General features: G+C 72.7%; 14 protein-coding genes and 1 pseudogene. 11 read left to right on the plus strand and 4 right to left on the minus strand.

Features of this window, described 5'->3' with window-relative positions; genetic code table 11:
• The first annotated feature begins 5 nt into the window (after nucleotides 1-5).
• The 4 genes from OG928_RS20790 to OG928_RS20805 all read left to right on the plus strand — a co-directional run bounded on the left by OG928_RS20790 (nucleotide 6) and on the right by OG928_RS20805 (nucleotide 5,207).
• Entirely contained in the window at nucleotides 6-626 is a 621-nt protein-coding gene (locus OG928_RS20790; protein WP_406285962.1) for a class I SAM-dependent methyltransferase, read from the plus strand.
• Between the two features lie 58 nt (nucleotides 627-684).
• Nucleotides 685-1,587, plus strand: coding sequence for an N-acetyl-1-D-myo-inositol-2-amino-2-deoxy-alpha-D-glucopyranoside deacetylase (gene mshB, locus OG928_RS20795; protein ID WP_406285964.1), 903 nt, complete (start codon nucleotides 685-687; stop codon nucleotides 1,585-1,587).
• A 10-nt stretch (nucleotides 1,588-1,597) separates the two neighbouring features.
• Nucleotides 1,598-1,990, plus strand: a complete 393-nt coding sequence (locus OG928_RS20800) for a DUF6113 family protein (RefSeq protein WP_406285966.1) — start codon at nucleotides 1,598-1,600, stop codon at nucleotides 1,988-1,990.
• A 355-nt stretch (nucleotides 1,991-2,345) separates the two neighbouring features.
• Complete coding sequence (locus OG928_RS20805; RefSeq protein WP_406285968.1) at nucleotides 2,346-5,207, plus strand: VanW family protein; 2,862 nt, start codon at nucleotides 2,346-2,348, stop codon at nucleotides 5,205-5,207.
• 21 nt (nucleotides 5,208-5,228) lie between these two features.
• Here the strand turns inward: OG928_RS20805 and OG928_RS20810 are convergent, their stop codons facing one another.
• On the minus strand, nucleotides 5,229-5,942 hold the full coding sequence (locus tag OG928_RS20810; protein ID WP_406285970.1) for a hypothetical protein: 714 nt from the start codon (nucleotides 5,940-5,942) through the stop codon (nucleotides 5,229-5,231).
• A gap of 92 nt (nucleotides 5,943-6,034) precedes the next feature.
• Here OG928_RS20810 and OG928_RS20815 point away from each other — a divergent pair, with 92 nt between their 5' ends.
• The 4 genes from OG928_RS20815 to OG928_RS20830 are packed head-to-tail and all read left to right on the plus strand — an operon-like array spanning nucleotide 6,035 to nucleotide 9,564.
• The gene (locus OG928_RS20815; RefSeq protein ID WP_406285971.1) at nucleotides 6,035-6,997 is read left to right on the plus strand and encodes an ABC transporter ATP-binding protein; all 963 of its coding nucleotides are present in this window, start codon (nucleotides 6,035-6,037) and stop codon (nucleotides 6,995-6,997) included.
• On the plus strand, nucleotides 6,994-7,722 hold the full coding sequence (locus tag OG928_RS20820; RefSeq protein WP_406285973.1) for an ABC transporter permease: 729 nt from the start codon (nucleotides 6,994-6,996) through the stop codon (nucleotides 7,720-7,722). The genes OG928_RS20815 and OG928_RS20820 overlap by 4 nt, the downstream gene beginning before the upstream one ends.
• Before the next feature lie 32 nt (nucleotides 7,723-7,754).
• Complete coding sequence (locus tag OG928_RS20825; protein WP_406285974.1) at nucleotides 7,755-8,948, plus strand: sensor histidine kinase; 1,194 nt, start codon at nucleotides 7,755-7,757, stop codon at nucleotides 8,946-8,948.
• 10 nt (nucleotides 8,949-8,958) lie between these two features.
• A complete protein-coding gene (locus tag OG928_RS20830) occupies nucleotides 8,959-9,564 on the plus strand; it encodes a response regulator (RefSeq protein WP_406285975.1) in 606 nt (201 codons plus the stop codon).
• Nucleotides 9,565-9,642: 78 nt separating this feature from the next.
• On the opposite strand, the pseudogene OG928_RS20835 reads toward OG928_RS20830, so the two are convergent.
• Nucleotides 9,643-10,062, minus strand: a pseudogene (locus OG928_RS20835) (class I SAM-dependent methyltransferase); the annotation flags it as partial.
• On the opposite strand from OG928_RS20835, the gene OG928_RS20840 reads away from it, so the two are divergent.
• Nucleotides 10,022-11,611, plus strand: a complete 1,590-nt coding sequence (locus OG928_RS20840) for a cellulose binding domain-containing protein (protein ID WP_406285977.1) — start codon at nucleotides 10,022-10,024, stop codon at nucleotides 11,609-11,611. The pseudogene OG928_RS20835 and the gene OG928_RS20840 sit on opposite strands and share 41 nt — an antisense overlap.
• 37 nt (nucleotides 11,612-11,648) lie before the next feature.
• Here OG928_RS20840 and OG928_RS20845 read toward each other — a convergent pair whose 3' ends face one another.
• Nucleotides 11,649-12,488, minus strand: a complete 840-nt coding sequence (locus OG928_RS20845; RefSeq protein ID WP_406285979.1) for a SirB1 family protein — start codon at nucleotides 12,486-12,488, stop codon at nucleotides 11,649-11,651.
• Nucleotides 12,485-13,447: a GNAT family N-acetyltransferase gene (locus tag OG928_RS20850; protein ID WP_406285981.1), complete on the minus strand. Its 963-nt coding sequence runs from the start codon at nucleotides 13,445-13,447 to the stop codon at nucleotides 12,485-12,487. Before OG928_RS20850 ends, OG928_RS20845 begins: the two co-directional genes overlap by 4 nt.
• A 180-nt stretch (nucleotides 13,448-13,627) precedes the next feature.
• On the opposite strand from OG928_RS20850, the gene fdxA reads away from it, so the two are divergent.
• Complete coding sequence (fdxA, locus tag OG928_RS20855) at nucleotides 13,628-13,954, plus strand: ferredoxin (RefSeq protein ID WP_406291098.1); 327 nt, start codon at nucleotides 13,628-13,630, stop codon at nucleotides 13,952-13,954.
• A gap of 86 nt (nucleotides 13,955-14,040) precedes the next feature.
• Nucleotides 14,041-15,123, plus strand: coding sequence for a succinyldiaminopimelate transaminase (dapC, locus tag OG928_RS20860; protein WP_406291100.1), 1,083 nt, complete (start codon nucleotides 14,041-14,043; stop codon nucleotides 15,121-15,123).
• The last annotated feature ends 32 nt before the right edge of the window (nucleotides 15,124-15,155 follow it).

The following is a 15,155-nucleotide window of genomic DNA, read 5'->3' on the forward strand; positions in this document are numbered from 1 at the left end:
CTGCCATGACCAATCGATGGCTGGCCAATACCGGTGGCACACGTGGGCCCGAGTACGCCGAGCGGTTCCGCAGGATGGCGGCCGAAGGGCGTGACCTGCATGGCGAGGCGCGGTTCTGTGACGAGCTGCTGTCCGAGCCCGCGCGGGTGCTCGACGCCGGGTGCGGGACCGGTCGGGTCGCGATCGAGCTGGCCCGGCAGGGCCACGAGGTGGTCGGCGTCGACCTGGACGCCTCGATGCTGGCCGAGGCCGAGACCGCCGCACCCGGCCTGACCTGGGTCCTGGACGACCTCGCCGATCTGGATCCGGCCCCGCTCGGCGGGCGCGGGAGCTTCGACCTCGTGGTGGCCGCGGGCAATGTGCTGATCTTCCTGGCCCCGGGCACCGAGGCCGACGTCGTGGGCGCGCTCGCCGGCATGCTCCGACCGGGTGGGATCCTGGTCGCCGGCTTCAGCCTCACCGGCGGCCCCGGCGAGGCCGGCGCGACGCTCTCCGCCGCCGATTACGAGGCCGCCTGCGCGGCGGCCGGCCTGGTGCGCCGTACCCGGTACGCGGGCTGGGGGCGGGAGCGCTGGGTCGACGGCGGCGACTACATGGTCGCCGTGCACGCGGTTCCGGCGGTCTGAATTCCGGTCCGGGGGTCGCCCCCGGTCCGGTCCGGTCCGGCTGCGTAGGCTGTCGAGCATGACCGAACGCACTGCCGAGACCCCGCTGCGACTGTTGCTCGTCCACGCGCACCCGGACGACGAAGTGATCAACAACGGCGCGTCCATGGCGCGCTACGCGGCCGAGGGCGTGCACGTCACGCTCGTCACCTGCACGCTCGGCGAGGAGGGCGAGATCCTCGTCCCCGAGCTGGCCCACCTGGCCGCCGACCGCGAGGACGGGCTCGGCCCGCACCGGATGACCGAGATCGCCGACTCGATGAAGGCGCTCGGGATCTCCGACCAGCGCTTCCTGGGCGGCCCCGGCCGCTACCGCGACTCCGGGATGATGGGCGTGCCCAGCAACGACCGGCCCGACTGCTTCTGGCGGGCCGACGTCGACGAGGCCGCCGCGCACCTGGTGCCGATCATCCGCGAGGTGCGCCCGCAGGTGCTCGCGACCTACGACGAGCAGGGCGGCTACGGCCACCCGGACCACATCCAGGCGCACCGCGTGGCCCTGCGCGCGGCCGAGTTGGCCGCCGACCCGACCTACGCCGAGCACGAGGGCCGGTCGTGGACCATCGCGAAGGTCTACTACAACGTGATGCCGCGCTCGGTCCTCAAGGCCGGCATCGAACGGATGGTCGAGGCCGGCCAGGAGGTGCCGTTCACGGTCGTCGAGGTGGACGAGCTGCCGTTCGCGGTGGACGACGACCAGGTCACCACGGCCGTCGACGCCGGCGACTACGTGGCCGCGAAGTTCGACGCGCTGCGCGCCTATCCCACCCAGGTCTCGGTGGAGGAGGGCTTCTTCGCGCTGTCGAACAACATCGGCCAGAGCATCATGTCGGTGGAGCACTACCGCCTCGTCCGCGGCGAGCTCGGGCCCACCGGCCCGGACGGCCGAGAGGGCGACCTGTTCGCCGGACTGCGCCCGTAAGGTAGCCCTCGTGCCAGACAAAGTCGGCCGCGTCGCGGCATACGTGATGCTGTTCCTGCTCGGCGTCGTGATCGCCTTCCTGGGGGCGTTCACCCAGGCGGCCTACCCGCCTGCCGGACTGATCGTCGCGCTCGCGGGCAGCGGCGGCCTCTTCGTCGCGGGCGGCTCGCTGCTCAAGACGAAGGCCGGGGCCGCGGTCCCGGTCGCCGGGTGGATGCTGACCGTCCTGTTCTTCGCGAGCTGGACCAAGCCGGAAGGCGACTGGATCTTCGTCAGCGGCTTCCTCTCGTACGTCTACCTGTTCGGTGGCACCATCTTCGGCGTCGCCGCAGCCACTTTCCCCTGGGGCGGCCACAAACCCGTCCTTCTTTCGGGTGAATCGCTGAAGACGCATGCGGGATGAAGCCCTTGCACCGCCATGCTTGCCGACGGCGCATGCTTCGCGGCATGCGGCGACGCGAGGTAACGGTGTGGCAGGAGCGCAGTATTGTGTCTGGCGAGGTGCGGTGCGTGTCATGCCCTGTCCACAGGGCCGTCGCGACCGACTCCTCTAGCCCGTCGTACCGGGCAACCTCGGTGGCCGAGTTCGTCCACTCGCCTTCGGTGGGGAGCAGGAATCCCTTGAAGGCCGTGTGCACGACCCGCACGCGGCGTAGGTCAACGCACCGCCGCCGCACTTTCCTGGACACCGCCCGACCCCGGGCGGGGGCGGCCGTGCGCCGCAACGCAACCTTCAGCTGTCGGAGAGCTCGTTCTTCGTGAGTAACGACCAGCCCCCCACGTCCGACGACCCGGGCGCGCAGCCGCGCCGCGACGACCTCGGCGGTGATCCGCATCCGTTCTTCGGACGGGTCGGCCGGCCGTCGCCCGCGGCGCCCGCTGCGCATGAGCGATCCGCCGCGCCCGCGTCGTCTCCCCATCCATCCCCCGATCCGTTCGGGGACGAGGACGAGTTCGCGTCGTGGTTCGACGACGAGCCGCCCCGACCCGCGCCCGTCGCGGGGCCGCCCGGGGGGTCGTCGTGGCCCAGCGCGGACGACGACGTGCCGCCCGCGGCGGAACTGCCGCGACAGGAGGAACCGCCCGTGGCGGCCAATGGTCTGCCGCTGCGCGTTCCCGGTGCGTCCGGAGCCAGGAGCCTGACGGCCGACGGCACCGGCGGGCCCGGACCGGTGCCGTTCTCCGACGTCCCGCCGCCCCCCTTCGTGCCGATCCAGACCGGCCGGATGCAGCGATCCGAACCGCAGCATCCACACCAACCGCAACATCCACACCAACCGCAGCACGCCGCGCCGGTCGACCACACCGGTGGGCACGCCATGGGCACGGGCCTGGACGACGCCGGATACGGCCCGCCGCTCGCCAACGCGGCCGAGCACCCGGATCCGACCGTGCCGACCGGGCAGGGGCCCGGCGAGGCCCGGGCCGAGGGCGGCGCGCTGCCCTCCCGGGCCGGCCGCCGCCGGCTCATCGGCGGCTTCGGCACCCCCGAGGCCAACCCGGCCGCGCCGGTGCCGCCGGTCGCGGACGAGGACGCGGTCCGACAGGACACGGACGCCGAGTCCGGCGACCAGACCATGACCACCCGGGTCAGCATCAAGATCCCGGGGTCGCGGCCGATCCCGCCCGTCGTGCTGCGCGGCCAGGCCCCGCTGCCCTCGCGCGAGGCACCGCACTGGACCCGGGACGAGGAACCCACCGGGCCGTACGAGTACCAGTCGATGCAGGAACAGGACGCCGCCGAGCACGGGTTCCCGCAGTACGGGACGACCGACGCGCACGCGGCCGCGACCGAGGCGACCGACGACGGCGACGGCCGGTCGACCGACGCGCCCCCCGCGCCGGCTCGGCCCAGGCGGCGCAAGCCGAAGGCGCTGATCGCGTGCGCGGCCGGGATCGCGGTCCTGGGCGGCGTGTACGGCGCGTCGCTGGCCTACGCGGGCGGCGGGGTGCCGCGCGGCACCTCGGTGCTCGGTGTCAACATCGGTGGTCAGTCCCGCGACGAGGCCGTCCGTACGCTCGAACAAAAGCTCGGCGACCGCACCACGAAGTCGATGCTGCTGACGCTCGGCGGCAAGGAGCTCAAGCTCGACCCGGCCGTCGCCGGGCTGCTCCTGGACGCGCGCGCGACCGTCAGCGAGGCGTCGAAGGGCGGGATGAACCCGCTCACGTCGGTGCCGGCGATGTTCGGCAAGACCCGCGAGACGGCGCCGCGCACGGTCGTCGACCCGATCAAGCTGGGTGCCGCGCTGGAGGCGCTCGCCGCCGAGGCCGGTGGCGCGCAGAAGGACGGCGGGATCTCGTTCGCGGGCGGCAAGGCCACCGCGGTCGCGCCGGCCACGGGCAAGGTCCTCGACACCGCGGCCGCGATCAAGCTGGTCGAGGCGGCCTTCCTGCGCGGCGACGGCCCGATCGCACTGCCGACCAAGGCGGCCGATCCCAAGGTCACCCAGGCCGAAGTGGACCGCGCGATGCGCGAGTTCGCCACGCCCGCGATGTCCGGGCCGGTCACCCTCACCGCCGGCGGCAAGAACCTCAAGCTGACCCCGGCGGCGCTGGCCAAGTACCTCACGATGGTCCCGGACAACAGCGGCAGGCTGCAGCCCAAGATCGACGTGAACGGGTTGCAGGAGGAACTCGGCCAGACCTTCTCGTCGGTCGGCGACAAGCCGAAGAACGCGACGTTCAAGGTCGCGGGCAAGCTCGTGGCCGGCGCCAAGGTGACCGTCGAGCCGTCGGTGCCCGGCAAGGGCGTCTCCGGCGCGACCGCCGCCGACGCGCTGCTCACCGCGCTGCCCAAGACCTCGGGCCGCACCGCGAAGGTCACGCTCGGTCCGGTCGAGCCGGAACTGACCACCGAGGCCGCGAACAAGCTCGGCATCACCGAGGTCATGTCGACCTACACGACGAGTTACCCGTACGCCGCGTACCGGCTGACCAACATCCACCGGGCGGCCGATCTGATCACCGGCTCGGTGATCAAGCCGGAAGAAACCTGGAGCCTGAACAAGACGGTCGGCGAGCGCACGGCGGAGAACGGCTTCGCCAAGGGCACGATCATCAACAACGGGCGATTCCAGACCGACTTCGGCGGCGGCGTCTCGCAGGTCGCGACGACGACCTTCAACGCGGTGTTCTTCTCGGGTCTCAAGGACGTCATGCACCGCCCGCACAGCTTCTGGATCGACCGCTACCCGGCCGGCCGCGAAGCGACCGTGGCGTGGCCCTCGCTCGACCTGCAGTTCCGGAACGACTCCGGCAAGAATGTCTACCTGGAGTCCACGTACACCGACTCGACGGTGACCGTGACCCTGTTCGGGACGCGCAAGTTCGACGACATCAAGGCCGAGCCCGGCAGCAAGTACGACATCGTCAAGCCCAAGACGGTGGTGGACAAGTCGGCCGGCTGCGTCGAGCAGGCCGCATCCGACGGGTTCAAGATCGACGTCACCCGCGTGTTCTTCCAGAACGGCAAGGAGACCGCGCGCGAGAAGTTCCACACCAAGTACGACCCGGCAGACAAGATCACCTGTGATCGCAGCGGCGGCGCCGAGGGCGAGGGCCAGGCCCACGACTCGCCGCCGGCGGGCGGGATGCCGGTCCGCGTGTCGGACGACTAGTCGCCCTTCGCTCGCGTCCGTTCAGGCCCGGCCCACGTCCCGGGCCAGGTCGAGCGCGAGGAACCGGTCCACGTGCACGAGCGCCTCGAACCGCGCGCCCGGGGACAGCTCCCGGTCGTGGGCCAAGGCGACGAGCAGTCGGATCGCCGTCGGCGTGTCCAGGTCGTCGTCGAGCGCGGCGTGGATCCGACCGAGCGCCTCGATCGGCAGCGCCGCCGACGGCGACTCGGCGCACAGCGCGGTCAGTCGCCGCAGCTCCGCGAGCGTGTGCTCGGCCTCGGCCGCCCCCCGATAGCCCCGCTCCCCGGCTCGCAACGGCTCGTCCGCCCCGAGCGAGAGCAGGATCAGGCGCAGCGCGAGCGGGTCGTCGGGGTGCGGCACGGGACAGCGCCGAGCGGCCTCGACCACGGCCGGCGGCAGCAGCACGTGCACCCGCGCGCGCGGGCCCTCGTCGCCGGTCTCGCCGATGTACACGTCGATCGCGCCGTCCGGGGTGCCGGTGGTCGGCACCGGCATGTTGTACCGCCCGTAGCCCGCGGGGTCCGCGAGTTGGGCGCGGTAGGGCAACTGGTGGATCGTCACGGTCAGCCGGTGTCGGCCCGCGACCCGGCGGAACGTGTCGGCCACGATCGCCGCCCGCAGCGAGCGGTAGGGATAGGCGACCCGCACCCTCCTGCCGATCGACGTGCCCACGGTCTCGGACTTGCCGGTCTGTGAATCGGTCAGACGCACCATGCCTGCCACGGTAGGCGCCCATGACATCTGTCATGGCGCGTTCAGGAGGTTTCCCACTTCGCCGTACACCCTGCCCGAACCACTCTTGGAACATGACGATCACGGCTGGAAAAAGCACGACCGCGCCGGTCGTCGCGCTCAGGGGCGTCGGCAAGCGCTTCGGCGACCTGCGCGCCGTCGACGGGCTCGACCTCGAACTGCACCAGGGCGAGACGGTCGCGCTGCTCGGCCCCAACGGCGCCGGCAAGTCGAGCACGCTCGACCTGCTGCTCGGCCTCGGCCGGCCCACCGAGGGCTCGGTCTCGCTGTTCGGCGGACAGCCGCGCGACGCGATCCGCGCCGGCCGGGTCGGCGCGATGCTGCAGAGCGGCGGTCTGCTGCCGGACGTCACCGTCGGCGAGATGGTGCGGCTCGCCCGCGACCTGCACCCGCGGCCGCTGCCGCAGGACGAGGTGCTGCGCCGCGCGGGCATCGAGGACCTGGTCGGCAAGAACGTGGACAAGCTCTCCGGCGGCCAGGCCCAGCGGGTGCGCTTCGCGGTCGCCATCGCCGGCGAGGTGGACCTGATCGTCCTGGACGAGCCCACCACCGGCATGGACGTGGACAGCCGGCAGCGGTTCTGGGGCAGCATGCGCGAGCAGGCCGAACTCGGCCGCACCGTGCTGTTCGCGACGCACTACCTCGAAGAGGCGGACAACGTCGCCGACCGCGTGCTCGTGCTGCACCGCGGCAGGCTGCTCGCCGACGCGAGCGCCGCGCAGATCAAGGCCCGCGCGGGGCTGCGCCGGGTCGCGTTCGACCTGGACGGGCCGGTGGCGGAGTACGAACCCACGCTGCGCGCGCTCCCGGGCATCGCGCGGATCGAACTGAGCGGCACCACCGTGCGCATCCGCAGCGACGACGCCGACGAGACGGTCGCCGCGATCTACGCCGCGGGCCTTCGGCCGCGCGGCCTGGAGGTCGCCGGACTCGGCCTGGAGCAGGCGTTCCTGGCGATCACCCAGCAGGCGGACGAGCAGGCGGACGAAGCGGAAGGCATGGAGATCCCGGCATGAGAACGATGATGCGGCTCGAAGTCCTGCGGATGCTCCGCAATCGCCGGTACCTGATCTTCACGCTCGCGTACCCGGTCGCGATGTACCTGATCTTCGGCAGCCAGTCGGGCGACGTCGACGGGACCGACGTCGCCGCCTACATCATGGTGTCGATGGCCTCGTTCGGCGCGGTCGGCGCGACGCTGAGCGCGGGGGTGCAGCGGATCGCGGCGGAGCGGCAGAGCGGGTGGACCCGGCAGCTGCGGCTGACCACGCTGACCGGTCGGCAGTACGTGCTCTCCAAGCTCGCGTCGGCGGCCGTGGTGAGCCTGCCGGCGATCCTGCTGGTGCTGGGGACCGGCTTCCTGCGCGGGGTGCGCCTGGACGCGTGGCAGTGGGCCGTGATCGTGCTCGCGCTGTGGTTCGGCTCGTTCGTGTTCGCGGTCCTGGGGATCGGGCTCGGCTACCTGGTCGCCCCCGACTCGGCGCAGCCGGTGTTCATGCTGGTCTACCTCGGCATGGCGGTGCTCGGCGGCATGTGGGTCCCGCTCACCGGGTTCCCGCGGCTCCTGCAGGACATCGGGCACCTGATGCCGACGTACCGGCTCGGCCAACTCGGCTGGGAGGTCCTGGACGGGCGTCACCCGCAGGTGTCGGACGTCGTGGTGCTCTCGGTCTACCTGGTCGCGTTCACCGCCCTCGCGGCCTGGCGCTACCGTCGCGACGAGCAGAAGGTCGCGGCCTGAAGCGCGATCGATCGCACGGAGAGGCGCACGGCATGGACTGGTCGGATCCGACCCGGCAGGACTCTGCGCGCGGGCGTGCGATCCGGTTGTCGTGGTCGCTGTTGTGGCTGTTCTTCCTGACTCCCGTGGTGCACGACCTCGCGACCGGCCCCTACGGTCCGGTCCGGCTCGCGGTGGGCTCGCTCGGACTGCTGGTGGTCGTGGTCTGCTACGTGTCGCTGGTGTTCGGCGGGATCGGTTGGTTCGGGCTGTTCCGCCGGGTGGAGGGCCGGCTGCGCTCGCTGTTGGACTCCGACCGGGCACAGCAGCTGACCTGCCTGCTGCTGTGGGCGACGGCGGTCGGGCTGATCCTGACCTTCGACGACGCGTGGCTGGGGCTGATGGTCTACGTGTCGGTGTCGGTCGGGGCCGGGCTGCGCTTCCCGCTGTCGATGTGGGCGATCCTGGGGTGTGTGGCGTCCGGGGTCGGGCTCGGCCTGGTGTTGGACGCGTCCGGCGACGACGTGCTCGTGCTCGCGTTCGTCACGGTGCTCACCGGCGGTCTGATGATCGGTGTACGGCGGCTCCTGGAGACGCTCGCCGAGCTGCGCGAGGCCCGCGAGATCGTCGCGCAGCTGTCGGCGAGCGAGGAGCGCCTGCGAATGGCGCGCGACCTGCACGACGTGCTCGGCCACTCGCTGTCGTTGATCACCTTGAAGAGCGAACTCGCCGGACGGTTCCTGCCCGCCCACGTCGACCGGGTGGCCGAACAGATCGCGGACATCGAGCGGGTCAGCCGGCAGGCGCTGGTGGACGTGCGCGAGGCGGTGGGCGGCTACCGGCGGCCGACCTTCGCGGTCGAGCTGGCCGGGGCGCGGATCGCGGCCCGCGCGGTGGGCATCGAACTGACGATCCTGCCCGACCGGTGGCCGGCGTGCCCGGACCCGGAGGCCGAGAGCGTGCTCGCGTGGGCGCTGCGCGAGGCGGTCACCAACACGATGCGACACAGCGGCGCGCGGCGCTGCACGGTCGAGCTGAGCACCGGACCGCGGTGGAGCCTGCGGATCGCGGACGACGGGCGCGGCGCGGCCGGGTGCGAGGGCAACGGATTGACCGGGTTGCGCGAGCGGCTCGCGCTCGCCGGCGGCTCCCTGGGTGTCGGGGCGTCGGAGGGCGAGCGGGGGTTCGGGTTGACCGCATCGGTCCCGGTGCTTCCCGGAAAGGACGGCCGGGACCCGAACCGCTAACGTTCGCCCCGTGATCAACGTGCTGCTCGCCGAGGACCAGGCCATGGTGCGCGAGGCGCTGGCCGCGTTGCTCGGCCTGGAGGACGACATCCGCGTCGTCGCGCAGGTCGCGCGCGGGGACGAGGTGGTGGAGGCGGTGCGGGCCGGCGGCGCCGACGTCGCGCTGCTGGACATCGAGATGCCCGGACAGGACGGCCTGAGCGCGGCCGTCGACCTGCGCAGGGCCGTACCGGACTGCCGGATCGTCGTGTTGACCACGTTCGGCCGGCCCGGCTACCTGCGCCGGGCGATGGAGCTGGGCGCCGACGCGTTCCTGGTCAAGGACGCGCCGGCGGCCCAACTGGCCGACGCCCTCCGGCGGGTGCTGCGCGGCGAGCGGGTGATCGACCCGACGCTGGCGGCGACCGCGCTCTCGGTCGGCGCCGATCCGCTCACCGAGCGCGAACGCGACGTGCTGCGCGCGGCGTCGGACGGCTCGACCGTGTCCGAGATCGCGACCCGCCTGCACCTGTCCCAGGGCACCGTGCGCAACCACCTGTCGTCGTGCATCGGCAAGACGCACGCGCGCAACCGGGCCGACGCCGTGCGCATCTCGCACGACAACGGCTGGCTGTGAGCGCGGCCGGTCCTCAGACCCTGACCGCGACGAAGCGCAGCCGGACGTAGTCCGCGTACCAGCCGCCGTCGCGGAACTGCCGATCCCGCTCATCGTCGCGTCGGCGTCGATGCCGTGCACCCGCGCGCCCGTTCCGGCGATCTCGACCGCCAGGTCACCGGTGCCGCAGCCCAGGTCCAGGATCGACTCGCCGGGGCCCGGTTCCAGCAGATCGATCATGGAGCGTCCATGTGCCGAGACGAACCCGAAGTTGCTGTCGTACCTGCCCGCGTTCCACTTCATGCCTTGCAATCTATGAGGCGTATCCACAATCCGATACCCAAATATCGAATACTGAGACAATGGATCTTCCGAAAGCGATCCACCGCCGCCGACGATGGGACGGCGAGCCGAAGGCCGGTAGAGTCCTCGTGCCCGGCGGCCCGAGTGCCGCCGGAAAGGATGTCGGAGGAATGGCATGGGGTCGCATCGGGCAAGCGGACCCGAGCCGGGCGCCATTCGTCCGCGCCGAGAGCGCGTGCGCTGGGCCGCCGCGAGCTTCGCGCTCGCCGCACTGCCCGCCGCGCTGATCGTGGCCCTGTCCGGGGAATCGTCGTCGCACGAGTCCGTGGTCAGCGCCGACTACGTGCGCACCGGCTCGTGGCCCACCGGGTACAGCGGGCAGTACGTCCTGCGCAACGCCGGCGACGAGACGGTCAAGGGCTGGACCCTCCGGTTCGACCTGTCCCCGGACGCCCGGCTCGCGAACGTGTGGAACGGGCGCCTCGACCGCGCCGACGGCACGTACACGGTGCGCAACGAGGACTGGAACAAGGCATTGCGCCCCGGCGAGAGCATCGTGGTCGGCTTCGAGGTACGCCGGGACGGCGCCACCGTCGCCGGCGCGGCCGAGTCCGCCCGCACCGACGGCCCGATAGCGTGCACGATCAACGAGAAGCCGTGCAACGCCCCCGGCGCGACCGTGCCCGGCGCACGGCCGGCCGGGTCCGGCCGACCGCCGACCGCCCCGCCGGGCAGCCCGGGGGGCCGATCCGACACGCCGTCGCCGACCGGCACCGCCAAGGCGTCGAGCGCCGCGCCGAACCCGGCGAGCGCGCCCCCGAGCACGACCGCGGCCCCGGCGACGGGCGCGGCGGCCATCGAGCACGTCGCCCCCTACATCGACATGACGCTCGCGGTGCCGTTCGACCCCGCGCGCGCCCCGCGGCAAGGCGGCGTGCGGGAATGGACGTTGGCCTACGTGGTGGACGGCGGCGGCTGCCGGCCGATGTGGGGTGGGGTGACCCGCCTCGACGATCCGGCGATCGCCGCCCGGATCGCGGTGCTGCGCGAGGCCGGCGGATCGATCCGGGTCGCCTTCGGCGGCAGCGCGGGCACCGACCTGGCGACCTCGTGCGCAACCCCCGAGGCACTGGCCGCCGCGTACCGGCAGGTTCTGGAGGCGACCCAGGCCGGTGCCATCGATCTCGACATCGAGGGTCGCTCGCTGGTCCGCCCCGACGTCGTGCAGCGCCGCAACGCCGCGCTGCGCCTGCTCCAGGCCGGCACCCGGCCCGTGGACGTCGCGTACACACTGCCGGTCGACCCGCTCCAGGGCCTGGGCGAGGAGGCCAAGGCGCTGCTGCGGGACGCCGCCGCGCAGAAGGTGGAGGTCGCCTTCGTCAACGCCAAGGCGATGAACTACGGCGCCGGCGTGGCGCCGCGACCGGACGGCCGGATGGGCCAGTTCGCGAGCGACGCGGCCCGCGCCGTGCACGCGCAGATCCGGGACGTGTGGCCGCAGCTGACGGAGGAACAGGCCTGGCGGCGGGTCTCGGTGACGGTGATGATCGGCCGCAACGACGTCGCGGGGGAGGTCTTCACACTCGACGACGCGCGCCGTCTCGCCGACTTCGCCAAGAGCAAGCACCTCGGCCGTGTCGCGTGGTGGTCCGCCGCGCGGGACCGGGCCTGCGCCCAGGGCGCGGCGGCCGATTCCGGGGCGGACCCGAACTGCAGCGGCGTGGCGCAGGACGCCGACGCGTTCCTGCGCGTCCTCGGGGGCTGAGCCCGACCCGCCCCGGCGGGGATGTGCGGGGCCCGGCTCAGTTCAGCCTGGCCCGGGCGGCCTTCGCCTCGGCCAGGACGCCCTCGGCGACCTTGGGGTCGATCCGCTCGACCAGTTCGGCGTACTCCTGCAGCTGGCGCGCGCCGGCCGCGAACTGACCGGTCTTGGCGAGCAGCGAACCGCGCTCGTGGCGCAGCGCCGCGGGGTGGCGCGGCAGCAGCAGGGACAGCTCGACCGCCCACAGCCGGGTCCACGCGCCCTCGATCCCGCGTTCGGGCTGCGCGGCCCACGCGCGGATGTTGTTGAGCACCCGGAGCAGGATCGCGGTGGGCCGGGCCGGCTGCAGCAACGCGGGATCGCCCGGCTGCCCGCCCGCCTCGGCGGCCAACCGGCGGGCCCGCGAGATCGGCAGCGGAACACCGCCGTGGAACGGGTCGGCCAGCTCGAACTCTCCGTCGGGATCCCCGATCCCGACCACGAAGTGCCCCGGCAGCGCGACCCCGTACACCGGCAGGCCGGCGCGCCTGCCGACGTCGATCCACACCATCGACAACAGGATCGGCAGCCCGCGCCGGCGGCGCAGCACCTCGTTCAGCAGGGACGAGCGCAGGTCGGCGTAGTCGGACTGCTGCCCGAAGAACCGGGCCCGTCCACCGAGCACGAGCGCGAGCGCCGCGGCGGCCCTCGTCGTGCTGTACTCCGGTCCCACCTCGGCCCGCACGGCCGCCGCGAGCCGCTCCAACTCGGCGATCCCGGTGGCCGGATCGAAGGTCGGGTCGACCTCGACACCCATCAGCAGCGCGGCCTCGGCCAGGTTCACGTCGTCCGCCCGGACGACCGCCGCGAACCGATCGCGCGGATTCCCGGCGTGGTTCACGGGCGTGCGACCGGCGATCGGCGGTAGTGGTAGCGGTGGTGGTCGGTGAATCCGAGCGCGTCGTACAGCGCCCGCGCGGGCTCGTTGTCCGACTCGACCTGGAGCCACCCCGTGACCGCGCCGCGTTCCAGGGCCCGGTCGGTGAGCACGCGCATGATCGCCCGCGCGATGCCGTGCCGGCGGTGGGCCGGATCGACCTCCAGGGCCGCGAACCCCGCGTACCGCCCCTGGACGCACACCCGCCCGATCGCGACCGGATCGCCGCCGGCCGGGTCCGACACGCTCGCGAACAGCGTGCCGGGCGGACCTTGGAGCACGTGTCGTTCGGCGGCGCCCGCCGGGCCCGCGACGTGGTGGTAGAGCGCCAGCCAGCCGTCGGTGAGCCGCTCGTCGATCCGCACGGCCGAGCCGTCCACGTCGTGCAGCACGTCCGCCGCCCGCACCAGTCGGCCGGTGCGCATGATCGCGTCCCCCTCGGCCGGCCACCCGGCGGCGGCCAGGAAGCGGTCGAACGGATCGTCGTGCGCGATCTGGAACAGCGTGGGCAGACCGCGCTCGGCGTACCAGGCGTTCACTCGATCGAGTGCCTCCTCGAACGGGACGGCCGGTTCGCCGAGCACGAGCGTAGAATTGGCCCGGCGGGTGAATCCGTCGGCCGCGCGCAGCAGCCATTCGCCGAGGGTCGCGAGGTCGGGCGCCGGCCAGGAGCGGCTCGCGACGTCTTGGAGCCGGGCCGGGGACAGCCGCTGCACGGGCGGCGGGACGACCTTGGCGGCCACGATCGAGGCTTCGGCCACCCGGGCGACGCTGCCGTCCTTGCGGGTGATTGTCAGCACACCTTCGGTCCAGTCCACGAGTTCGCCGACCACGTCCGTGTAGGCCGGCCTCGGGCCCTCCCGCGGCAGCTCGCGGCGCACCGACACGCGTCTGCCCACATCCTGCGGTGTGATCCTCTTCACCTGTCCGGCTTCCCCGATCCGTGCTGACCTCGTCCGCCCACGTCTGCTGACATGTTCCCGGCCCACAGGTAAGGGCCACCTGCTAGGAGTAGGCCCCGGCCCACCGCGATACTAGTTGTGGGCACCGACGTTGCCGCGCTCCCGCGCACCCTGTACCGCCCGCATGAGGAGGAACCCGACGTGACCTACGTCATCGCGCAGCCCTGCGTCGACCTGAAGGACAAGGCATGCATCGAGGAGTGCCCCGTCGACTGCATCTACGAGGGTGAGCGTGCGCTCTACATCCACCCCGACGAGTGCGTGGACTGTGGCGCTTGCGAGCCCGTCTGCCCGGTCGAGGCAATCTTCTACGAGGACGACACCCCGGAGCAGTGGAAGGACTACTACAAGGCCAACGTCGAGTTCTTCGACGACCTCGGCTCTCCCGGTGGTGCCTCCAAGATGGGTCTGATCGCCAAGGACCACCCGCTGATCGCCGCCCTGCCCCCGCAGGCGCAGGGCGAGTAAGCGACGTGACCGTTCCGCACCCCGGTACGGACGAGCCCCTCGACCCCGCCTCGGCGCGGGGGCGAGGGGCGCGTCGCGTCACCGACCTGCTCCCCGTGTTCCCGTGGGACCGCCTCGAACCGTTCGGGGCACGCGCGCGGGCGCACCCCGACGGCGTGGTCGACCTCTCGGTGGGCACGCCCGTCGACCCGACCCCCGAGCTGATTCGCGACGCGCTGTGCGCGGGCGCCGACGCACCGGGATATCCGACGGTGTACGGCAAGCCCGAACTGCGCGAGTCGATCGCCGGATGGATGCGCCGCCGACTCGGTGTCACCGGCGCCGACCCGGACGCCGTGCTGCCGGTGATCGGCACCAAGGAGCTCGTCGCGGCGCTGCCCCAGCAGCTCGGGCTCGGCCCGGGCGACACGGTGGCGCACCCGGCGCTCGCCTACCCCACCTACGACATCGGCGCGCGCCTGGCCGGCGCCACCCCGCTCCCGGTCGTGGACGGCACGCTGCCGGACCCGGCCGGCGTGCGGATGATCTGGCTCAACTCGCCGGGCAACCCGCACGGCGCGGTGCGCACCGCCGCCGAGATGCGCGCGATCGTCGAGTGGGCGCGCGCGCACGACATCCTCGTCGTCTCGGACGAGTGCTACATCGAGCTGTGCTGGGAGGCCCAGGCGGTCTCGGTGCTGCACCCGGACGTGTGCGGCGGTTCGCACGAGGGCCTGCTCGCCGTGCAGTCGCTGTCCAAGCGCAGCAACCTGGCGGGCTACCGCGCGGGCTTCGCCACGGGCGACCTCGCGGTGATCCGCGAGTTGCTCGCGGTGCGCAAGCACTCGGGGCACATCGTGCCCGGCCCGGTCCAGGCCGCGATGACCGTCGCGTTCGCCGACGACGAGCACGTGGCCGCGCAGAGGGCGCGCTACGCGGCCCGCCGCGGCGCGCTGCGCGGCGCGCTCGAATCGGCCGGCTTCCGGATCGAGCACTCCCAGGCGAGCCTGTACCTGTGGACGACACGCGACGAGGACTGCTGGGACACCGTGGCCTGGTTCGCCGAGCGCGGCATCCTGGTCGCGCCGGGCGACTTCTACGGCCCGCTGGGCGCTCGGCACGTACGGCTCGCGTTCACCGCGACCGACGAGCGGGTGGCGGCGGGCGTGGAGCGGCTGAAACAGGGCTGAGCCGCGCCCGATCCGGCGCTGCGACGGCCCAC

Source organism: Embleya sp. NBC_00896 (assembly GCF_045207785.1).
In the GTDB taxonomy this organism is placed as follows: Bacteria; Actinomycetota; Actinomycetes; order Streptomycetales; family Streptomycetaceae; genus Embleya.